Raw genomic sequence first — 21,961 nt, forward strand, 5'->3', positions numbered from 1 at the left:
CGTGTCCCAACCGTTAGCTGCCCGTTATCAGGATCCACTCATCCATAGCTCTCTGCTCGCCGACGTTGTCAGCGGTGTGATCGAAGGGGCCATCTGTCTTGCCGCCTTTACCGCGGGTACGGCAATGATGACGACCGGGCTTGGCACGGTCGCGGGCGTTGCATTGATTGCCGTTGTCTTCACCAGCGGCGTCGCGGAGGAAGCAGGCGATATGGTCGGCCAGGGTGTCGATGCCGTGCTGGATTTCTTCGGCTGGCGTGGACCACCGGATGCCCTTATTACCAGTGGCTCGCACAACGTTCATATCATGGACCTCCCTGCCGCCCGTGCGGCGGGCACGGTCGATCATGATTATCTCAATACACCTATCCCGGAAGAGAGCTTTTCCGATAAAGCGAAAGCGTTTGCCATAAACACGGCCGTTACCATTCTCGAAGTGGCGCAGTTTACGCTGCACCCGGTTGATAATCTGGCGGCGGGAGTAAACGCGATTGCCAGCAGTGGCTGGCAGGGCGTGAAAAATTTTGCGGGCAGCGTCTGGGATAACTTAACCCAGCCGGTCGTGGCGGGGGCCAGCCCTTTTGCTAAAGAAGCGCCGCTGGATACCGTTGAGTGTACCAAAGGCCATACGGTTACTGGCGGTAGCTTCCTGGCGGAAGGCTCGAAAAAGGTGCTGATCAACGGTCAGCCTGCTTGTCGTGACGGCGATCGCAGTACCTGCGAAGCAAAGATAAAAGTTAAAGAGAACACGCGCGTGCGCATCGGCGGCGAGAGCATTGTGGTGCGCGATATCCGCAGCGGTGAAAATTTCTGGGCGCGGCTTATTGGTAACGCCATCGGCAGCCTCGGGCCGGGAATTATTCGCAATCTCAGTAAAGGCCTGCTGAAGACGATTTTCAGCCGCCAGATACTCAAGGCGTTTTGCTGTCAGCTCGCCGGCGATCTCGGAATGGGACTAGCCACGCTCGGGATGATCCAGGCCGGGAAGGTTGGCAGCGAAGCGCGCCACACGCAGCACCCGGTGGATATCGCCAGCGGTGCGAAAATTCTTGCGGGCGAGGAAGACCGCGATTTCACGCTCGAAGATCGTATTCCGCTTATCTGGCAGCGCATCTACAACAGCCGCAATCTCGCGACCGGTATGCTCGGCACCGGCTGGCTGCTGCCGTTCGAGACCCGCTTCTTCCGCCTTGAGGACAATACGTTTATCTGGCGCGATATGTCAGGCCGCGATCTGGGCTTTGGCGAGCTGACCCCCGGCGACGTGGTGGATTATCTCGAAGATGGTATCACGCTCTATTACACCGTGACCGGTACGCTGATGCTCCAGATGGCGAACGGTGAATACCATGTCTATGAGCCGGACCCGACGAACCCCGGCGAATGGCGCCTGTTCCGCATCTACGATCGTCACGAGAACTGTCAGCACTACGCCTGGGACGAGCACGGCAAACTGGTGCGGATTTCCGGTGACAATGAATCGCTGGATGTCGAGCTTGCCTATGAGAAACAGCATGGCCGTCTCGCCAGCGTACATCAGGTTTGCGCAGGCGAGCGCCGCCTGCTGGTCACTTACGGCTATAACGAACACGGCCAGCTAACCGACGTGACCGACGCCGACGGCATCGTCACGCGCCGCTTCGGCTGGGACCGCGCCAGCGACATGATGGGCTGGCACAGCTACTCCACCAACCTCAGCGTGCATTATCAGTGGCAGCCCGCCGCCGATGCGCCCAACTGGCGCGTGTGCAGTTATCAGGTGCTGGATGACCAGGATAACGTGCTGGAGCGCTGGCGCATCGATGCCGACGAGGCGAAACGCTGCGCGACGGTGAGCTGCGACGCGGGCTTCTCAACGCGCCACTGCTGGGATTTCCTCTATCGCATCACCGAGTTCACCGACCGCAACGGCGGCGTGTGGCGCTACGAGTGGGCGGACTACGCCGAACTGCTGAAGGCGGCCACCACGCCGGACGGCAGCCGCTGGGAATACGGCTACGACGAGCACGGCAACCTGACGGAAGTGCGCGACCCGCTCGGCAACAGGACGTTCACCACCTGGCACCCGGTTTTCGCGTTCCCGCTGAAGGAGGTGCTGCCGGACGGCGGCACCTGGCAGTATGAGTACAACGCGCGCGGCGACGTGGTCTCGCTCACTGACCCGAAAGGCGGCGTGACGCGCTTTGAGTGGAACGAGCAGGGCGACCTGGTGAAGCAGACGGACGCGCTGGAGAACACGCACCGTTTCTGGTGGAACGAGCGCGGACAGCTGGTGCGCGACGAGGACTGCTCCGGCAACCAGAGCCACCGGCTGTACGACGCGGCGGGACGGCCGCTGAGCGCGGGCGACGCCGAAGGCAACACCGACCGCTGGACGCTGAGCGCGGCGGGGCGTCTGCAGACCTGGCGACGGGCGGACGGCCGCGAGACGCACTACGAATATGACAGCGCCGGGCTGCTGTGCGGGCAGGACGACGACGGGCTGCGCGAGCGTAAAGTCACGCGCAACGCGCGCGGGCAGGTGGTGAGCGCCGCCGACCCGGCGGGTCATCTCACGCACCTGCGCTACGACCGCCTGGGCCGCCTGACGACGCTGATTAACCCGAACCGCGAGAGCTGGCGGTTTGAGTATGACGCCACGGGCCGGCTGACGGGCCAGCGCGACTACGCGGGCCGCCTGACGGAGTACCGCCACGACGCGCTGGGCCAGGTGACGGAGGTGATTCGCCATCCGCTGCCGGGCAGCCAGGAGGCGCCGCTGGTCACCGCGTTTGAGTATGACGTGCTGGGGCGCCTGACCGCGCGGGAAACCGCCGACCACCGCACCGAGTACCGTCACGACACGCTGTCGCTGGAAATTCGCCGCGCCACCCGCGCCGAATGGCGCACCGCGCTGCTGGAAGAGCGCGAACCGCAGTGGGACGCCGTACTGGTCTTCACCCGCAATGCCGCGGGCGAGCTGGTGAGCGAGGAGAACCACGGCGGGACGTTTGAGTACGAGTACGACGCGCTCGGCAACCTCAGCAGCACGCGTTTCCCGGACGGACGCGAGCTGGCGGCGCTGCGCTACGGCACCGGGCACCTGCTGGAGATGCAGCTGCGCCACGGCGGAGCGACGCACACGCTGGCGGCCTATGGCCGAGACCGCCTGCACCGGGAAATCTCCCGCAGCCAGGGCGTGCTCTCGCAGGAGACCCGTTACGACACCGCGGGGCGCATCACCCAGCGTACGGTGCTGGACGCCCGCCGGGAGCTGGTGTTCGAGCGCCGCTACCGCTGGGACCGCACCGACCAGATAGTTCAGCAGATACACACCGATACCACGCCGACAACGCCGGGTGAAAAATACAGCCAGTACCTGTGGGGCTACGACGCGGCGGGCCAGGTCACAAAGGTCGTCGAACCGCAGAAGGAAGAACGCTTCTTCTGGGACGCCGCAGGCAACCGTACCGAAGAACACCGTAACCCGGTGTGGCACAACCTGCTGCTGCGCCTCGGCGGGCTGAAGCTCGATTACGACGGGTTCGGGCGGCTCACGCGCCGTCAGGATAAAAGCGGCGTGGTGCAGCATTTCATGTATGACGATGAGCAGCGGGTAAAAGAGATTCGCTTTGAGGGGAACAGCGAGTTCAGCAAAGTGGAATACCGCTATGACCCGCTGGGCCGCAGGACGCATAAGGTGCTCTGGCGCTACGGTGATAAAGACCCGGAAACCATCCGCTTCGACTGGCAGGGGTTACAGCTGGCAGGTGAACAGAGCGACCGTGAGCCGGACCACTACGTCCAGTACGTTTACACCGAAGGCAGCTACGAGCCGCTGGCCCGCATCGACAGCGTCTTCGACGACTGCGGGATTTACTGGTACCACACCGAACTGAACGGCCTGCCGGAGCGGGTAACGGACGCTGACGGCCAGACCGTCTGGCGCGGGCAGTTCAGCACCTGGGGCAAAACGGAGCTCGAACTCAGCGTACCGCAGTGGCAGGTGCCGCAGAACCTGCGCTTCCAGGGGCAATATCTCGACCGCGAGAGCGGGCTGCACTACAACCTGTTCCGCTACTACGACCCGGTCGCCGGTCGTTACACCCAGATGGACCCGATTGGGTTAGCGGGCGGGCTGAATACCTACAGCTATGTGGGTGATCCTCTTACGGAGATAGATCCTTTTGGACTTGCGCCATGTCCAGTTAGAGAAGTCAATGGAGTTAAAATATATGGCAAAGGGCAAGTCGATAAAACGCCTGGCCATGATCAATTCTCAGAAGTTATTGCAAATAAACTTGCTATGAGTGGTAAGTTTAAAGAGATTTATTTGAACAGGTCTTATAGCTTTGCGCATGGACCTGGTGTTTCCGGAAGAAGACCTGACATTATGGCCGTTGATATAAACGGAAAAACACACTCGATAGAACTTGCATCAAAAACAGATATGGGCAAAAAGTTACCGACATTAACTACTCGGAACCAGACGGCAATGAGTAACCTCCCTCCTTCACAACAGGGCGAAATAATTCTGTTTAAACACCATTATGATGCTTACCATATTAAGTCTGTATTAGATGATTTGATTGAAAGTATATAGGAGTTAGCATGACTTTCGGTTTCGCTATTTATGGTACACAAGAGATTACACCTTCCAGTGCGCTTAATGAAGGTATTCGTTTTTTTGAAACTATAAAATCTGATATAAATGCACAAGGTTACTATGCGTTTCGAAGAGATCGAAGCCAAGAGGATATTGATTTTATAGAGAAAAGTCTGGATGAACTCAAATATGCGCTAGATAAAGGTGAAGCTAAAGATTTCCGGATTTATCATGAAGGTCTTAAGGGTACCCCCTGGGAAGCGGCTTTCGGATATTCAACAAAAACATTCGGAGGCTTTTTCCATATAAATATTCAATACAATGGTGATAGTCTTGAAGATTTATTTTTATTTTTAGAAAGGTTTTTTGAAAATAATGCTGCGTCTTATGCAATAGGCTATAAATGTGCCGATGTATATGATGCCTATCATTATGCAATTGGAGAGAATATGGTCAAGCTTTTTCCATGGGAAAATGCAATGGCCTTTAATAAAGAAGTTGATGGTCGATTTCAGGGGCAGGCAAGGTTTAATTCAACAAAATTACGGTTAGTATACCCCGTCAATGTCATTAATCCCTCTCATTTAGATATTATGATTGGCGAATCAACATTGTGCGAAGCCATACAAAAAAATGAATGGGGTATACTAAAAAAAATTAACAGTGTAAATGAGAAATGGTTTTGGATTGTTCAGGACAATCAATTGGAAAGTATAAACAATGAACTCGGGATGCATGGGGTTTTAATTTCTTGGAAAAAATGTAGTCCCAGAAGAGGTAGCAACAGGTTGCCGTAAGATTCATAATATATATTGGAATACATGAGTTATTCTTATCTTTAAGGCGGGGAGACCATTGCTGCACGGCCATGAATCGAGGAAAAGTGTGACAGCCTGCAGGGAGGCAGTAAGACCCGGAGACGCGGTCATCGGCAGGACGCTGGTTTTATTGATGTCCGCACCTTCAAGAATGGTCATCAGTATCCGTCCAAGTGCAGGTACAGGCTTCAGTTTTATCCGGCGACGTCTGCCCTCTTCAGCCCCCCCGCTGCCCACCTGACCGGGCGTGGTTTTACGGGTGAACAGATCGTCCGGCCCTGCAGGAACCAGGGGCGCTATGCGACCGTTCCTGCCGTCATCGCCACCGGCGTGTTTACCCGGCTTTTTAACATGGTACAGAGGGCATCCCTTATCATGCCGTGCCGACGTTTTAAGATGCCGGATGAAGGTCTTTTCAACCTTGCTGTTATACGGCCGTAAATCACCGGTAATGCAGTCACAGGCGATCAGCAGTTCACGCTTGTCCATTTCCAGCAAAATGTCAGCCGCTATTTTTTTTTCCTTCGCGGTACTCTGCTTACCCCCGCCGAACACATTTATGACAGCGCTGCGTTCATCGGTAGTGAGCGTTCGTACATGAAGCCCCCTGGGGGCATTTTTGCGGACCATCTCCATATCTGGCTCCGTGAGGTATCAGATTTGAATACAAGTGTAATACATAAGTAATCTTTTCATTTTTACTGACCGCTGGCCTGCCCTGTACGATGAGTCATGACAGCGCGTTCTAGTGCATACATACGTATGTCTCTGGTATTCATATTGTAATACATAAGAAATACAAAATCATTGGCAGCAAGCTTCATTGCTGTTCTGAGCGAACGGCTTCAAAGAGAATACTTATGAAATACAATGGTAATTCATTTGTAATTCATTTTCCGTTTGGAGTTTTCTGTCATTCGTATGGTTCTGGGGCAAAATGATTAGTCATCATCCCACGCGTCCCGGTGCCCTTCACAAAAATTACATCCGCCATAAGCGCTGAATTCACTCACCTCACTGCTGTAATAGCTGCAGTGTCCGCACTGCTCAAGCGCATCAAAATATGTCAGGCACGCGGTACAAAGATAACCCTCTCCGAATTCACAGACAGTATCATAACCGTCGCATTCGCAGCATCCGGCCGGCACTGGCGCATGGGCTCTCTCGTCAATTCTGTAGGAGGAAGTGTCCAGCATCCTGTAGCGTGTCTCTGCATGTCCGCAGTGCGAACACTTAAAATTGTCATCCCCGTCGTCGGATAGCAGAAGCGCAGGTGCATCGCAGCGTGGACAGTGAAATTGCAGCTTGCTCCCGCCTAACATTGTGCAGACCAGACAATGGAATGAAAGCAACCGTTGATTGTCATGCTCTGCAACCTGTTCCTGGATAACCGCTTTCTGCCCGCAGACATGACATTTACTTATATGGTGACCGGTCGACTTGTATGTCTTGATATCTTCTTTAATCTGCTCAAATTTTTCGGCAGCATAGAAATTATTCTGTGTCAGGAGACGGGTCTCATCTCTGGCCAGAAGATTTCCCAGCGCACCCTCGAACAGATCTCTCCAGTCATCCCGCATCAGTCTGTTGAGTGCAAACCAGGCGTTGGCCTGCTCAGAAAGAAGCCTGTTAATCTCTTCCTGGGTATAGGCATCATGATAAAAATGCACCACGCGGTTACGGTGCTTGCGAACGGCATTGAAGGCTGTAAGGGTTGTCTGGGGAACCGGTTTTTCCAGTACGTCCCTCAGCTTCTCACAGGACTCCTTAAAGGTGATCGACTGAAACTCTCCGGACACATAGTCATTCCGCCGGGTATTCCTTCCGCTGCAGACGAGCGTCCAGTGCTCCTGTGCCAGAGGCACTTTCAGCATAATTTCCACTGCCGTCCAGAAACTGACGACAGAGAATTTAGGCGCAGTTTTTAACTCCCTTATGGCCTTATCAAGAAAAGCCATGCCATTGTTTATCAGCGCCACGACTTCAGGAGACAGTTCCGGCGCGGGGTGATCTTTCCTGTTGTCTTCTTTCATACCGTCATCCATTCCTCATGCCAGTAGTCCGACCGGGAGTAGCAGCTTCAGACAGTTCCCGGGAAAAAGGCTGTAACTGAAATTCATAAGCAATACATTTGAATTCAAAAAAACTACATAAGAAATACATATGTAATTCTTTTTTATTCATTTTCACCGGCTTCATCAGGCAGTTTAAGGCTGTCCAGGATCTGACCGTCAACTGAGACGATTAAGTGACGCACGGCACTGTCAAGTCTGATAACTTCCGGATGACCAACCGCTACCGGTTTACCACTCGTCTGTCTGCCGTTGCGGTGAACAATATCGTGACGCACCCCAACAGCATGGTTCAGGAAAGCGCGCTCCTCAGACGGGAAGGTAACCAGCAGCACATCCCTGAAGAGCCCTCTTGCCATTTCCAGATTATGGAAAGAGAGGGAATCAATCGTGTCAGCAATCGTTCTGTCGATCTTATCCAGCGTAATGAACAGCCGGGACATGTCCAGCTTCATGTCATTCTGAAAGGGTTTATAGCGTTCCACAAACCTGCGTCTGATGGCCTCTTCCTGAACAGAGCGCTTCATGATGTCTGCGAGATACGCTTCCAGGGCAGTGATGATGCCCGAGTAACACATTCGCTGTAATACCTCATTACCGGGCGCGCTGTCAGAGAGCCTGCTGAAGTCTTCAAGCGAGGCCAGAACGCTGCGGCAGGGGAGGCTGGCCTTCGCACTGATTTCCTCAAGGTCGTGAAAATCATCAACATACCCGTTCTGAACCAGCTCGGTGATGTCCAGGGTACACGTCGTGTCGTCACTGAACAGACTCAGGACAGCCAGGTCATAAAAGCACGCATCACTGCAGGGAAAGTTGAAATCGCCTTCTGTACAGTAGGGTGACGCGAAAAAAGGAAAACTTATCATCACAGTGAGAAGGGGCGTGCCGGTTTCGCGCCAGTTACTCTCCCACGTTCCGCCGGCAGGCCAGGCTTTTGCGGTGGGAAGCAACGCCAGCCAGTCACGGAGTGTGGTACCGGTAATAGCGCCCAGCGTTTTCTCCAGGAACGGGATGATGTCATCGTAATATGCAGCGGTGCCTCGCTGTGATACAGCCTCATCCAGCTGAGACTGGAGGCTGGCGACTGCCCCGGCAAGCTGCTCAGTGAAGTGGGCGTCAAGTGTGGCCATGTCATAGCCCTGCAGCGCCATACGCCGTCGGATCTGTCCGGCCGTGGCACGGTAACCAATGAATGACCCTTCAGGGAATTTCTGCCCGCTGCCGTCCTGCTTTATCTCCCTGACACGGTCACCGGGCAGAAAAAACCAGATGCCGTAGCTGTTCTGCACCTCTTGCAGGGAAAACCCCCGACTTCAACACCGGACCAGGTGGACATAAACACTCCTTAACCATCATCAAAGGAAGAAGGCCGGTTACGCAGCAGCGCGACGGCCGCGGATGCGTCCAGTGTAAACCGGACCTGCTGACCGGCGGCCACGTCCAGCGCAAAGATCCGCAAATAAACCTCTGTCGACTCAGATTTTTCATGCCCGAGCAGCCCCTGCAGGATTTTCGGATGCACATGGCCATAGAGAAGGTGCATGGCAAAACTGTGCCGGAAACTGTGCGGTGAGATTTCCGTGCTGAAGAACACTCCGTCACGGCCGGCAACATCGACCGCGCGGTTCAGCCAGTTGCGCACGGTCCGGTCAGTGACCGCCCACACCGGCATCGCCCGGCGTTCACCGGTAATGGGGTCATCCTCAAAACGCTCTTTCGTGCTGGCGAACAGCCGGCGCATCTCGTCCACGTAAACCGGATCGGAGAGCGGCACCACCCGGTTGGCACTTTTGCCTTTCCTGGGACGGCCGCCGCCGGCGCGCCGCTGCTTGGCTGTACGGATCACCACATGGGGTATTTCGTCGTTGAGATGAAAATCCCGGCGGCGCAGCGCGAGCACTTCATTGATGCGGCCCCCGGTGTTCCACAGGGTGTTGATCAGGGCGTGCTGGCTCCAGTCGGGAAGGTAATGCAGCAGGGCCGCAATTTCCGGTGCCAGCAGGTAGCGGGGCAGGTCAGTGTAGTGCCGCGCCATTTCGCGCAGCGCCAGTGCCCGGCCGTAATCGAACGGGGCAGGTAAGTGATCACCCGCATGTGCAGGGTGAGCGGGATGCACAGTCAGCTGATTCATTAACCCTCACAACAGGGAGATGACGCTGCGTGAAATCTGGCAGGGAATCCCCCTGCCGGCGCTGTATTTTTCACGTAGCGCAATCTGGTTACGGTATGGCGCTATTTTCACCACTCCGGCGTCAGGCCGCTACTGAAAAAACCCGCAGAGCGGTGCGCGCTGATTTTCCGGTTTCTGGAAATATACCATAAAACGGAAATAAGTTTTTCAACGAGATGATCGTAAAAGGATCCGGAAAGGATCCTTTTTGCCTGGATAAGGGACTGCGGAGGCAGGGGAGGCACAACATATCGTGGCAGCGCGCGAAAATCCGCACAGGCGTACCGGTTGCCGGAAATAGCGGAAAACGGAAAGCGGAAGAAAGACGACCAGAGAAGATGCGGTCGTATTCACAGGTGTGGACATGTCGGACATTTTTTCGTTTTGTCATAACGGGGCCGTGTCGTATGGTGAGTGCATAACCCACTGACCTGTGAGCGAATGCAGCAGGTATGAACCTAATCCTCTGAAAATGGTATAAAAAATGGCTATACACAAGCTTTCGAAAACGTTTTACGACTGTCTGCAAATTGAATGGCCTTGCCCGAACTGCGGACAACTGACGCTGCAGATAAAAAAAGAAACGCTGCATCAGGCGCAATCGTATGAATCCCAACAATTATGGAAGGAAGAATGGTCTGAACCCGATATATTATCAGGTGTGTTTAGCTGTATGGCGGAATGCTACCGCCCACAATGCGGAGAAGTGGTGATCTGCTCAGGGACAAGTGGCAATGAAGAAGACTGGGATGAAGAGGGCCGACAATATTATCGTGTATATACGCCGGTGAACTTCGTTCCTCCACTTAACCCTTTCATAATTAATCAAAAATGTCCCCTTGAAATTTCAAAGCCGCTTGTTGCATCCTTTGATGTTTATCTGGCTCAGCCCGGCTCTGCAGCTAACCTTATTCGGATCACTGTCGAACGTCTGCTGACTGCCATCGGGGTTCCCGAGCTGAATGAAAAAGGCAAACGGATTGTGCTACATGATCGACTAGAAAAGCACCTGCCCGGCAACTATGCAGATTATGCCGGACCGTTAATGGCCATCAAGTTTCTTGGAAATGCCGGCAGTCATACCTATGACGAAGTTAAGATCAGTGATATCGAGGATGCATTTGAGATAATGGAATATGTCGTGAGTGATATTTTCTCAGAACGTAAAGAATCCATTGAAGTACTGACCAGAAGGCTAAATGACAGGTTCGGAAAGAAAGAATGAGACATTTGAAGGTGGTCGAGGTAGTGAGAAATATAGATTAAATAAGAAATAGTACAGGTACACTGAAAGAGTAAATATACAGAACTGATTATGGTTATATTCAGAACCTGTGTATACCGTTCCCGTTAATGTGAAGAGAGAGTATTCAGTAGATACAGATAGAAAAAGAAGAAAGAGGAACAAACTCAATCCAGCCTCATTTAGTACATGTTAATCACATTAGTCAACACCACAAACTAAAATATAAGTTTATTTTTGGTTAAAAATCGAGCAATCAAACCAAAAAAGGTATTGACTTCTTGATTTTAATTTCTGGAAGAAGTACTATGTATTTATTCTGAAGGACTGATAGAAACAGTCCAGGGTCAACAGACCAGGGCAACCCAGAATAATAATAATAACGTCAGGTGTCCTGTTGCTGTTGACTGAAATAGTCAACACAAGCCCCGGCGTTCGTCCGGGGCTTTTTTTTGCCCTTAACTGGCATCGCGCGATTTAATATTCCAGTATGAGCGGAAGGATTAGTGCGTCCAAAACAGGAATCTCATTTATGAGATAAGGAGCTTTAAATGAAGTAGATATTGATAGCAACATTATACCGGCGGTAATCGCCATTTCTTTAAAAACATCAAAAAAGGTTTCTCTAATGAAAACTTTGTATGTACGAAAAAATAAAGTCTTTAAAATAAACTTAATAGGAGAAGTATATGAATATTACAATAAACGTGAATACCCACCACTACCATGCGCCGGTTACGGTGGAGAACAGTCCTTCTGGCTTCCCCCATAACAGCCATGAACCTGAGCATGGTTCTGGCGGAAGTAAACCAGGCAAATCTGGCGGGAAAAAAGACTTCATTGTCGACGTTTTTGCCGGGGCTATCTTCGCGACCATCCAGAGTTTCTGGAATACACCAATGGTGGCCTGGGTTGTTCAGGTATTACACTGGGCTGGTTTACCAGAGGACCCGGCAGGTCTGGCAACAGGAATCGCCACATTCGCGATTGCTGCTTTTGTATGTACCTTACCTGCCGGCTGGCGTTGGTTAATGCGTAAGTTTTATTGCTGAAGATATGGTAAGGGTATTGTGGAGATACCCTGCCAACTATAATAGGGGGAGACTGATTAAAGATCAACCCCTGTTATTACAAAAGAAATACTGATGTATTTCAAAAGTAATACATCAGATGTTTTCTTTTATTGCTTTTAATACCTTTTCAGGTCCTGCACTTTGCGCGAGGTACAAGCCTGCACGCAAGAGCGTGGAAACGGTAATGTTTTTATGAGTAAGCGCCTGGATTTGTTCAACCAGCTCCTGCGCCAGCATTTTCTCAGCCGGAGTCATTCTTACCGTCTTCGGGCTTTCACCTGTTGTGTTCTTCTTTTTTGTGCTGATGTTAGTCAGGCGGCCGTTACTGCCGGGAGATGAACGGTCAGGCTTTACCATTGCAGGGCGATTAAGTTCTTTACTCATTTAGGCCACCTCTTTTTCAAACAGCGCTTCTATCTCACGCGCAAGCTTACGATAATCATTCAGCGCCATAGCGCTTTTCTGGTAGTAATAAAGCGGAACGCAGGATACCTGTGACTGTACAATCGCCTGGTCAGTTCTGATGCGTGTTTCAAGCATTCTTGGGGCAATACGGGGGTGTTCAGTCAGTGATCTATCAATGAAACTGTTAATTTTCTTGTTGGCAGCATTATAGTTATTACGGAATACGCTGAACTGAGCGTAATCCTGCTCAGATATTTCATCCATATAGTCGAGCATGATTTCAAGACCACTCAGCGAGAAACTTCCCCCGTCAACTGGAACGAGTACATGGTCTGCAATATAGATCGCATTGCCGGTTGCGATGTTCAGGCCAGGGGCGCAGTCAATAATGATGTAGTCATATTCATTACGCACTTTCTGCAGATGTCTGGAGAGAATTTTTTCGCGGTGGCTGCGAGTCAGTGACTGCTCAATAATTTTCTCAAATGACGGATCTGATGGTATCAGGTCAAGATTCGGTATTTCTGTATCGCCTGCAACTGCAGGGATAATGACGCTACTGATATCTAAACGGGGATCGTTGTACAAATCGCATATGGTTGGTCCAAACAGAGAATAATACTTTTTCCCGTTCGCCAGCACCTCAGTCGAGTTGGCCTGTTGGTCTGAATCAATCGCAAGTACGCGTTTACCGGAAAGTGCCAGTGTCACGGCCAGATTGGTGGCGGTGCTCGTTTTTCCTGGTCCGCCCTTATTATTCATAATCGCTATGATTTTGGTGGAGCGGGGTGGAGTTTGTAAGCCCATCAACTGTTCCTCTGTGAAGAAAGAAAAGAGTACGCCTGTCATTCAATAGCACTACTATAGCGATACAAATGTAATACACAAGTATTTCATAAACATTTGCCAGATAATTGTATTTGGGGTCAGTTTAGAATATAGAATTATTGTACGGTAAGCCTGTTCAGAAACAGGCTTACCTCTCGCAATAGGGGGCACCCTTATGCGATAACCATTTTTGTTAAAAATACCGCATCGAATAATTTATGAGGGAAACGATATGGCAAGGAGGCAGATTCTTTCTCTGTCGGAAAGAGAATCACTACTGGCATTGCCAGCTGATGAGATACGCTGACCCGAATGGCCTGTTTCAGTGAGCATGATGTGGCACTTATCAGTGCTCACCGTAAACCTGGCAGCCGTTGTGGTTTTGCCGCCCTTCTTTGTTACCTGAAAAATGTCGGCTTTGCCCCGGATAAAAAACCCCACCTTCTGATGAGTTGCTGAAGCATATCGCCAGCAGTCTAAAGCTTACCGGGGATCTCTGGCCTGCTTACCTTTCCGGCTGGGATACGACCCGGCGTGAGCATTTGACCGAACTGTACCGCTATCTTGGCGTAAAGGCGTTCACCGGTAAAATACAGCAGGAGTGTATTACGCACTTGTTGTCGATGCCGACGCGCACCGATAAAGATCTATTTTTAAATACAGGGCGAAAAGGCAGCTACGAAGAAGTCTCCCGTAGTTGCCTCTTTAGCATAAGATCATTGTGTGGAAAATATATTCTAATTAGATTATTTTAATTTTTGGAAGCACCTCATCCATTACTTTTACTCTTCCTTTTTCATTGATATGATAATGGTGCCAATTAGCTGATTTAGCCATGGCATCATCTCGTATCCCTTTCGATATGGCAAGCAAATCTGTATTCATCCATGAGAATATCCCTTCATCAACGAATTCATTTGATATTAATTCATAGTAACTATTCTTTTTAACGGCAACGTAAAGAGGGTATTTTCTTTCTATATTTTCTGCCAAGCTATCAAAAGATATTATTGAAAAATCATCTCTTTGCTGATTTCTAATTAATGAAGTCTTAAGGGCATTCCCCTCATATTCCGATCTGCGTCCATGAACCAATACGTATTTGAAATAGAAAGGATTTCTGGCCATATGAGCTGGCTCAATAAACCCTTGCAATGTATTGTTTTTAAAGTGACTTTTATTGGATTCTTCATCAATCCATGCTCTCCATGTGTTTATTTGCTGCAGCGCAGCATTAAAATCCGCATGGAATTCTGTAGATTTTTCCTTGAAATATTTTGAGGATGGCTTTTCTATTTCAACAAAAATCACATTCCAATTATCTGAGCTTTTTGCAAGATATACGAAATCTGGTTTATAATCACTAGATAATGGTAACTTTCTAAAAACGGTACAAAAATGAATCCCATGATTTTGCTCAAACTCTCTTGGGATAAACATAGTATTATTTTCTAAGTAATTTTGATATACTTGTTCTACTTGATTGCTATCAAGTAACTGCAAATATTCATTTCTTTTCTGCTCCGCTTCTTGACCATTCATGTACATAGCAGTTCCATCTTAAATTAGTTGGAGTCATATTTTGAGGAACCGAATTTTAGCGGCTAAAAAATTCTATCATGCCACGAATCGGTTCGGGGTTCTGTAACAGAAGGATTCCCTTTCTATATCATACCATTGATTCAGTTTTATTTTACCAAAAATGCTGTGTACAAAAAGATATGCACAAATGACTACGGTAAAAAAGGTCAGCGACTGTTGCACTAAGCTTTGACGCAGATTATGACCTGCTCCCCGTTGATTAATACACCGCGATGTTAGTAATGTCTTCATAAGCCACATGAGGACATCCCTATGAAGAAGCGCTTTTCCGACGAACAGATCATCAGCATCCTCCGCGAGGCTGAAAGCGGCGTTTCTGCCCAAGAGCTCTGCCACAAGCACGCCATTTCCGACGTCGCCTTTTAAACCTGGCGTAAAAAGTATGGCGGTATTGAGGTGTCCGAAGTTAAGCGCCTGAAGTCCCTTGAGGAAGAGAACGCCAGACTCAAGAAGCTGCCTGCCGAAGCCATGCTGGATAAGGAGGCACTTCAGGTGGCTCTGGGGCGAAAGTACTGACGACAGACCAGAAGCGGGAATCTGGGTATTCAGTTTCATACTCATGATGGTTTCTCCGTCAGTTTAAATTTCGTCTTCGTATCGCCTGACGGTTCGTTTTTTCGGAGTTGTTCTGTTTAGCTCGCGCACAGCGTTCATATATCATTGCAGAACAGGTCGTGACGGATAACAATTACTGTAAGTTGATTCGAAAGAGAAAGGAATCCAGGAGAAAATGTCAGAAGGCATTATCCTGACTAATCGCCCTTTAAACTGTGACGGTGAAATTATTTTGACTTAATTTAAAATTAAAAAGCCCGCATTTGCGGGCTAGTAATTTGATTAAATGGATTAGATTAGATCAAGAATGCTTTAATAATTCTCTTCTAGCCAATTCAGCCAGAAAGCCGCTTCTACTTGTGTAATCACCATTACTACTGACATATGTATCAATTCTACTTAATAAATTCTGAGGTAACGTAATATTTAATTTTACGGCTTTACCTTGATATTTAGAAGTATCTATATCAACGAGCCCCCAGATGCCGCCACGACAATCTTCATCATCTTTATAATCATTTATTGTACCAGCGTCAGGCACTTCTCTGCCTTTTTCACTCTGATACTCCAGATACGCATCGATGGCTGCATGAGCATCGGCGATTGCTTCGTCGATGTTATCGCCAGCAAAGTAGCAACCTGCAATGTCTGGTACAAAACCAGAGAACGTGCCGCTTTCTGCCTGATGTAAGTAAACTGGATATTTCATAGCCTTTCCTCTTTTAAAAAGCGGCGTGCGATTACACGCCCCCCTTACTATTTTTCGCCCAACTGCTTCAGTATCTTGTGTAATGTGCCTACAGCCAGATCCTTGGTCGGATGGGGTACCACTTTTGGATTTAACTCACCATCTTTTTCAAAGATATGATGAGAACCTTTAGTGCGGACATGAACCCAACCCGCCTGTGTCAATTTCTTTATTAGTTCACCACTACTCATTCATCACTATGCCTCCACGTAATCAAATCGTGGGTATTATAACCACCACAATTTGATGTGTCAAATTTATAGTAGGTATAGTGGTTATTATTAGAAGGGGAGGGTCAAAAGCTATGTATTTTAACAAGTTATAGAAAAAAGCTGGCCTAAGCCAGCTTTTTGAGCGCCAGTGTAATCATAAAAAATGCGGTACAACCATCAGTGCCAGCAAGATCAGACACAGAATGACTGTCAGCACTTGAGTTGTGAGAAGCGCATTTATGAAGGCCGTTAGCACTTCAGTCATAGCTCAACTCCAAACAAACGATATGGAGTACCGGCTCACGTTGACGTTGACGTCAAATTACCCAGAAGGTAACATTGACTTGTTATTGAGATAACGAATTACGTGAACAATGGTACGTTTTTCGGGCTAAGGCAGCGACTGCGAATCGTTGAACGAAGCAAAAAAAGAGAACCTTCGGGTTCTTTTTTTGCACCTTTCCTTAGCACGCAGCAGGTATCTTTTCTGACATGACATATTGAATCTGCGAAATCCAGTAATGCCATCTGTCTTCTTAAATCCTGCTGTTAGTCGATTTTACCATAACTGACATAGTGAAGTGGCTGTGTCAGTTGTAAAAGTTATGTATAACAATCAATCTGGTTACTCCCTACGTTCCTGTCTCGTTACTGTTACCCTTTGTCACTCTGATTTTTTTATTACCTAACGTCTAATCTACTATCTGGTCTGAGTTTGTCTTCACCCTGAGAATTGTCTGCCGTGTCGTTCTGAGCTCCCGCGCAATGCTACTGATACTTGCCCCAGACTTGATTCGTTCTAGTACGCTTTTTTTGCTCTTAATTTAGTACAGGTGGACGACCAAAGCGTTTACCGGCAGCTCTGGCACGTATGATGCCTGAATGGGTTCGTTCCAATAGCAGATCACGTTCAAATTCTGCTACCGCTGAAATTACCTGCATTGTCATCTTTCCGGCCGCACTGGTGAGATCAACACCGCCCAGAGCAAGGCAATGAACCCGGATATCTGATTCCGGCAGTTGCTGTACAGTCTTTCGCACATCAATTGCATCACGTTCCAATCGATCCAGTTTGGTGACAATCAATACATCGCCATTTTCCATACGGTCAAGCAGACGGGAAAAACCAGGGCGTTCACTGGCGGCCACCGAGCCACTGATTTGCTCTTCGATCAGTCGCTGAGGTCTGACGATAAATCCAGCAGCTTCAATTTCCAGTCGCTGGTTCTCAGTGTTCTGCTCCAGGTGGACACCCGGCAGTAGGCAAAAACGCGTGACATGAAGTTATTTCCTGTACGAAACAGGTCGGTTTCGTACGCAAAGTATACATTGAAATAATAAGGGAATAAGAGTAAAAAGTAGACAATGAGGTCAGAGCAGTTATCTCTTACTTTTGCAAAGGAGAATCACCATGAGTCTGAAACCTGGTCCTAAACGTATTGCCGAATCAACAGGGGAACCGGATAAACGCCAGCGCGATAATAAAAAAACTCCGGGCAATACTGATAAGCTGAAACCGAGTAAATCCTCAAATAAGTAAGCCAGTAATTTAAAGCCCTGCGGGGCTTTTTCTTCTTTCAGAGCGGCAGTTCTTGTTCACCCTACTCCACAAAATCACTTTACTGGTGCTCCGCGTTAGCGGCTCGTCAGAGCTGGTTACGAGCGTGTATGAATGTCTGTCCGTGGTCTTTGCTGACGCATCCGGCGACGGCTAACATGCAAGCTGTTATCCCTCGTCGGATTCCCGTTAAACTGCCCCGCGCTCCAGTTTCACTGAGTATCTAACCCTGACTTCTTATCAAAAATCGACCAGGTTTCAGGTTTATCCATCTTGTTTTTAATCAGGAAACATTCAATTTCTGATCTAATAGCAGGTGTTATTTCTAGAATATCAAGCTGTTCAGAAATGTTATATTTCTCTGGCTCGCCATTTAATTCACAACCTGCGCGATGTATAACTATTGTACTTAAAATCATCATATAGGGTGTTTCATCATAGAGGAATCCAGGAGATTCGGAGTTTTGCTCTTCGAAAAGCTCCATCAATCTTAGAATTTCATTTTTACACTCACCCTCTTTAGACATTAGTAAGGCTTTCCGTCTGGTTCCCTCTGATTTGAGGGACATGTCCGCCTTCTCCATAGCCTGTCGTTTTTGTGGATTTCCAGAGATTTTTAAACCACTTCTCTTCTTTTTACTCACCTTGAAACCTCATTTAAGATAATAATTTATCTATAATAAAGTAACGTAAATTTTAGTACAATGCGGAGAACGTTTTAACCCCGCCGGGATAATAATTATCTGCAATCGGCGACTTACTTTTGTTAAGAATATAACCTGACCTGTCGCAACTCCTTGTATACGTAGCAATTAATAATAAATTTTTTAAGTTAAATGCCGAAAACAGTTATTATTAATTTTCTATACAGTGCATTATGAACAGTTTCTGGTTACTGAGAGCGGCAGTTGATAACAAAGATAAAATGAAGGCAATGTTAATACTGCGGGATAAGCCAGAATCCGTTGCCCGTAAAATACTGGAGAAGTCCGGCGCATCTGTTCCGCCTTATAAAGGCAAAGCATTCTGGCGGTGGGCACAGGATTATATTATCCGTGCCTGCCGGCCTGATTCATCACGGGATAAATATCATGCACACACTGAGTGCGAAAATACAGGCGTTACCGGAACAGATCAGGGCCGGACTGAACTTAAGCCCCGCAGCGGCGGACTGGCTGAAAGTGCTCGCCCTGCTGGCCATGCTGGCCGATCACACGAACACACTGCTGCTGCCACACCTGCAGCCGGAACTTTACGCGCTGGGACGCATGGCCTTCCCCTTGTTCGTGCTCATCTGGGCGCGCAACGTGCTTCACAATCCGCACCGGCTCCAGACGCGGGCAAACAGGGTGTGGCTGTGGGCGATCGTCACGCAGCCGGTCTTCTCCTTCGCCTTTGCCGGGCACGACCCGTGGTATGCCCTCAACATTCTGTTCGTATTCGCCGGCGCGACGCAGCTGCTTGCGTGGTATCACCGCTTCCGGATGCGCGGTCTGGCTGCCGGGCTGGTTTTGCTCAGCCTGATGGTCTGGCCGCTGTCTTTCGCCAGTTACGGTCTGTCGGGGCTGGTTCTGGCTCTCTCGCTGGCAACGTTCCTGCATTCACCACCGGGACGCCTGTCCGGAGTGGCTGCCCTGATGGCGATCGTCGCGCTTATGGCGATCAACAGTCAGCATGCCACACAGGCACCGGCAGCGGTGGTAATACTGTCCATCCTGCCCACTTGTCTTCTGCCGGCCGCCGCGGTCGGTCTGGTCCGCACACTGACAGACGGCCGCGATCGGCGATTCATGCCGCCGAGGTTCTTCTACATGGCTTATGCCGGTCATCTCTTTATTCTTGGGCTGATAACCCGGCTATGCTTGCTGTAGACGCGGAACTGAATGTCCGGATGAGGCGCGTTATCACCGGAACGACATGCATATTTTAAAAGCGGGAGTGAGCCAGGATGACAATCTACAAAATAACGTATGAGCACAGCAGCAACGGGGAAACGCAGACAGAAGACGCCCTGCTTGAATGCGATCATGAGCCTACCAGCGAAGAGCTGGAGCACGCAGTCAGCTGGGACACGCTGAGGTTTCATCGACAGGGGCTGGCCAGCTGGGTCATCATATCGGTTGTTCCGGTGATGTGAGTTCTGTCCCGCAGTTGTTCAGACAGTGCCGGGTATTCAGGCACTTTTCTTCAGGGTAAGATAAACAAAAATAATATGTGTGGGTTCAGGAGGCAGCATGACCGGGTTTGAAAAAGACCTGATCGAATCAGGTTTTACGGAAAGGGAAGTATATTACCTCAACAAAAATATTGAGCGATACGGCTCATCGCTTCAGAGCGTTGTGACCGAGCTTGGTAAACGTTTCAGGGTTGTGCTGGGCATCACGCTCGGGGTTACGCTGATGTTCATCGCCTTAATCGCCTTTGCTGCAAGGCACAACATCATTTCCGGAGGCATTTCTCTGGCGATAGTGTTGCTAATCGCCTGGTTCTTTCAGCCTCCGGTCGTTACATACAAAGCATGGCGTTTTGAAAAGCAGCGCCTCAGTTCTTAGCCGGCGAGTTTGACATAAGGTCAAACACGACTTTTGCCGAAACGCCCCAGCCCATAACCTTCATGGTGAGTTTCGCGCGGTTCATGCCATCTACTGTGCGATAAAAATCCAGCGGGAGCCACCTGAAGAGCTTCCATGCATCCGGTTTTCTTATTGCACCAAAAACGGTGGTAATACTGGCTGCCAGATTGATACCTTCGTAAACCCCCAGACCTGACTCACGGCGGAATCCCATGAACTGTGCAATGTCCATTACACCGTCGGCCACCATACCTTGAGACTGAGGCATGTCCAGAAACTGGCGGTTGATTTCACGGGAAATATCATTGGCGCCATCAATTACCAGAATAGCCCCGGCCAGCATACCCACGGGCATCATGGACATCATAGCCCCGACGCCCAGCGCAATCTGGACGCCCGCCGCGACGACCTTAAGGGCCGAAATCATATAGCCCACGATTTTGTTGTCTTCTTTGACCAGCTCAACTTTTGCATACAGCTGCGCTGACCTGTTTCTGAGCATCTGGCTCTGCTGCAGGAGACTGTCATTCTCGGCACGAATATTTTGGATACACTGCATGCACTCATCATTGTTTTTTGCTGCACGTGCGGCGCTGAATTGCTCAGTGACGAAAGACTTTATGTCATCCATAAACTTGATGCGCGCAAGACCATCGCGGAGATGATTCCCCCCAACAATATTTGCAGTATTAACCAGCTTGCGGACCTCGAGGTTGATCATGGTGTCTGCCCATTGTCGACCCTGCTGTCCCGGAAAGAGTGCAATATCCATTCTGGATTCCTTGTCAGTGATGTGAGAGTTAAAGATATCCTTCCTGACGAGTTTGGCAACAGTGTGTCAGGAGCGCGAGCAGTGCGCAGCGCGACCTGGAATGTGCCGCTTGCGGCACATACAGGCGGAAATCAGGCTGAAGATGACTCCGTTCCTGCATCCGCCGGAGTGCCCGGCGCAGCCGGCAACGTAATAGCCTGTGGCTATCAACCCCTCCATCCCTGCCAAGCCATAACCCGCTAAAAGCGATTCAGAACCTCCTGTGCGCGGCCGGAGTGGTCACGTCGAGGCTTTGCCGAAGACGGGGCGTATCTCCGCGTTAGCGTCCCGTCAGGGCGCTTACGAGCGTGTCACTCAGTACTCACCGCGAAACCACGTGCAGCAGCTCAGTCCCTTAGTTACATCATCCCCTTTAAAAGCGGCACTGTTCCGGGCCTGCGGCCCGGGGCGGCGCGGCTTTTCAGGGGCTAAATGGCCGCATGGTGCCCGGATTCTGGCGCTGATGGGACCCGCCGCTTGCGGTGGGGGGAAGCGTATCTCTGAGCGGCGCGGCCGTCAGGCTGCTGTAAGCGAAGGCCTCTGTGACTTGTCCCTGTTATCCACCGTTTTTATCCAGTGAATAAGGTGCATCTTTTATGAATATAAGTAAGGACGAAGTCCTTAATATATTGCGCGTTTCCTGACTGGGGTTGCAGGAAAGGGCGTTATCCTGTTTGCGAAAATCTGTGGATAAAAGAAAGTGATGGC

General features: G+C 49.9%; 19 protein-coding genes and 3 pseudogenes. 10 read left to right on the top strand and 12 right to left on the bottom strand.

Annotated elements, in window-relative coordinates; genetic code table 11:
- Position 1: 1 nt before the first annotated feature.
- Together HF650_RS24390 and HF650_RS24395 are read left to right on the top strand one after the other, a co-directional pair.
- A complete protein-coding gene (locus HF650_RS24390) occupies positions 2–4,582 on the top strand; it encodes an RHS repeat-associated core domain-containing protein (RefSeq protein ID WP_223284353.1) in 4,581 nt (1,526 codons plus the stop codon).
- A gap of 8 nt (positions 4,583–4,590) precedes the next feature.
- Positions 4,591–5,382: a hypothetical protein gene (locus HF650_RS24395; protein ID WP_187802904.1), complete on the top strand. Its 792-nt coding sequence runs from the start codon at positions 4,591–4,593 to the stop codon at positions 5,380–5,382.
- A gap of 3 nt (positions 5,383–5,385) precedes the next feature.
- Here HF650_RS24395 and HF650_RS24400 read toward each other — a convergent pair whose 3' ends face one another.
- The 4 genes from HF650_RS24400 to HF650_RS24415 all read right to left on the bottom strand — a co-directional run bounded on the left by HF650_RS24400 (position 5,386) and on the right by HF650_RS24415 (position 9,606).
- The gene (locus tag HF650_RS24400; RefSeq protein ID WP_187802905.1) at positions 5,386–6,039 is read right to left on the bottom strand and encodes a hypothetical protein; all 654 of its coding nucleotides are present in this window, start codon (positions 6,037–6,039) and stop codon (positions 5,386–5,388) included.
- 305 nt (positions 6,040–6,344) lie between these two features.
- The gene (locus HF650_RS24405) at positions 6,345–7,436 is read right to left on the bottom strand and encodes a hsdR (RefSeq protein ID WP_187802906.1); all 1,092 of its coding nucleotides are present in this window, start codon (positions 7,434–7,436) and stop codon (positions 6,345–6,347) included.
- A 143-nt stretch (positions 7,437–7,579) separates the two neighbouring features.
- Positions 7,580–8,764 carry a HEPN/Toprim-associated domain-containing protein gene (locus HF650_RS24410; RefSeq protein ID WP_187802907.1) on the bottom strand — a complete coding sequence of 395 codons (1,185 nt, stop codon included), beginning with the start codon at positions 8,762–8,764 and terminating at the stop codon, positions 7,580–7,582.
- Positions 8,765–8,820: 56 nt separating this feature from the next.
- Complete coding sequence (locus HF650_RS24415; RefSeq protein WP_187802908.1) at positions 8,821–9,606, bottom strand: tyrosine-type recombinase/integrase; 786 nt, start codon at positions 9,604–9,606, stop codon at positions 8,821–8,823.
- 523 nt (positions 9,607–10,129) lie between these two features.
- Between HF650_RS24415 and HF650_RS24420 the strand changes: the two genes are divergently transcribed.
- Together HF650_RS24420 and HF650_RS24425 are read left to right on the top strand one after the other, a co-directional pair.
- Positions 10,130–10,870 carry a DUF4145 domain-containing protein gene (locus HF650_RS24420; RefSeq protein ID WP_187802909.1) on the top strand — a complete coding sequence of 247 codons (741 nt, stop codon included), beginning with the start codon at positions 10,130–10,132 and terminating at the stop codon, positions 10,868–10,870.
- Positions 10,871–11,577: 707 nt separating this feature from the next.
- Positions 11,578–11,940, top strand: coding sequence for a hypothetical protein (locus HF650_RS24425; RefSeq protein WP_187802910.1), 363 nt, complete (start codon positions 11,578–11,580; stop codon positions 11,938–11,940).
- A gap of 114 nt (positions 11,941–12,054) precedes the next feature.
- Here HF650_RS24425 and HF650_RS24430 read toward each other — a convergent pair whose 3' ends face one another.
- Together HF650_RS24430 and HF650_RS24435 are read right to left on the bottom strand one after the other, a co-directional pair.
- Positions 12,055–12,345 carry a hypothetical protein gene (locus tag HF650_RS24430; RefSeq protein WP_223284354.1) on the bottom strand — a complete coding sequence of 97 codons (291 nt, stop codon included), beginning with the start codon at positions 12,343–12,345 and terminating at the stop codon, positions 12,055–12,057.
- Positions 12,346–13,173: a ParA family protein gene (locus tag HF650_RS24435; RefSeq protein WP_187802911.1), complete on the bottom strand. Its 828-nt coding sequence runs from the start codon at positions 13,171–13,173 to the stop codon at positions 12,346–12,348.
- 253 nt (positions 13,174–13,426) lie between these two features.
- Here HF650_RS24435 and HF650_RS24440 point away from each other — a divergent pair.
- Positions 13,427–13,850 (top strand): annotated as a pseudogene (locus HF650_RS24440) (DUF4158 domain-containing protein); the annotation flags it as partial.
- Between the two features lie 85 nt (positions 13,851–13,935).
- Here HF650_RS24440 and HF650_RS24445 read toward each other — a convergent pair.
- Positions 13,936–14,736 carry a Shedu immune nuclease family protein gene (locus HF650_RS24445; protein WP_223284355.1) on the bottom strand — a complete coding sequence of 267 codons (801 nt, stop codon included), beginning with the start codon at positions 14,734–14,736 and terminating at the stop codon, positions 13,936–13,938.
- A 312-nt stretch (positions 14,737–15,048) separates the two neighbouring features.
- Between HF650_RS24445 and HF650_RS24450 the strand changes: the two are divergent.
- Positions 15,049–15,335 (top strand): annotated as a pseudogene (locus HF650_RS24450) (transposase); the annotation flags it as partial.
- A gap of 317 nt (positions 15,336–15,652) precedes the next feature.
- Here the strand turns inward: HF650_RS24450 and HF650_RS24455 are convergent.
- From HF650_RS24455 to HF650_RS24465, 3 genes and pseudogenes are all read right to left on the bottom strand, one after another.
- A complete protein-coding gene (locus HF650_RS24455; protein ID WP_187802913.1) occupies positions 15,653–16,060 on the bottom strand; it encodes a type II toxin-antitoxin system HicB family antitoxin in 408 nt (135 codons plus the stop codon).
- Between the two features lie 47 nt (positions 16,061–16,107).
- On the bottom strand, positions 16,108–16,290 hold the full coding sequence (locus HF650_RS24460) for a type II toxin-antitoxin system HicA family toxin (RefSeq protein ID WP_187802914.1): 183 nt from the start codon (positions 16,288–16,290) through the stop codon (positions 16,108–16,110).
- A 713-nt stretch (positions 16,291–17,003) separates the two neighbouring features.
- Positions 17,004–17,591: pseudogene (locus HF650_RS24465) on the bottom strand (recombinase family protein).
- A 131-nt stretch (positions 17,592–17,722) separates the two neighbouring features.
- Between HF650_RS24465 and HF650_RS25510 the strand changes: the two are divergent.
- Entirely contained in the window at positions 17,723–17,851 is a 129-nt protein-coding gene (locus HF650_RS25510) for a hypothetical protein (RefSeq protein WP_256433042.1), read from the top strand.
- A 230-nt stretch (positions 17,852–18,081) separates the two neighbouring features.
- On the opposite strand, the gene HF650_RS24470 is transcribed toward HF650_RS25510, so the two are convergent.
- Positions 18,082–18,513 (bottom strand): hypothetical protein, encoded by a 432-nt coding sequence (locus HF650_RS24470; RefSeq protein WP_187802915.1) that lies wholly within the window; start codon positions 18,511–18,513, stop codon positions 18,082–18,084.
- A gap of 447 nt (positions 18,514–18,960) precedes the next feature.
- Here HF650_RS24470 and HF650_RS24475 point away from each other — a divergent pair, with 447 nt between their 5' ends.
- The 3 genes from HF650_RS24475 (at position 18,961) to HF650_RS24485 (ending at position 20,421) form a co-directional block, all read left to right on the top strand.
- A complete protein-coding gene (locus HF650_RS24475) occupies positions 18,961–19,740 on the top strand; it encodes a TraX family protein (protein WP_187802916.1) in 780 nt (259 codons plus the stop codon).
- A 77-nt stretch (positions 19,741–19,817) separates the two neighbouring features.
- Positions 19,818–20,006, top strand: a complete 189-nt coding sequence (locus HF650_RS24480) for a hypothetical protein (protein ID WP_187802917.1) — start codon at positions 19,818–19,820, stop codon at positions 20,004–20,006.
- Positions 20,007–20,103: 97 nt separating this feature from the next.
- Positions 20,104–20,421, top strand: coding sequence for a hypothetical protein (locus HF650_RS24485; RefSeq protein WP_187802918.1), 318 nt, complete (start codon positions 20,104–20,106; stop codon positions 20,419–20,421).
- Here the strand turns inward: HF650_RS24485 and HF650_RS24490 are convergent.
- On the bottom strand, positions 20,411–21,214 hold the full coding sequence (locus tag HF650_RS24490; RefSeq protein ID WP_187802919.1) for a DUF4225 domain-containing protein: 804 nt from the start codon (positions 21,212–21,214) through the stop codon (positions 20,411–20,413). The genes HF650_RS24485 and HF650_RS24490 overlap by 11 nt on opposite strands.
- Positions 21,215–21,961 lie beyond the last annotated feature (747 nt).

It is taken from the genome of Kosakonia sp. SMBL-WEM22 (assembly GCF_014490785.1).
GTDB lineage: Bacteria > Pseudomonadota > Gammaproteobacteria > Enterobacterales > Enterobacteriaceae > Kosakonia.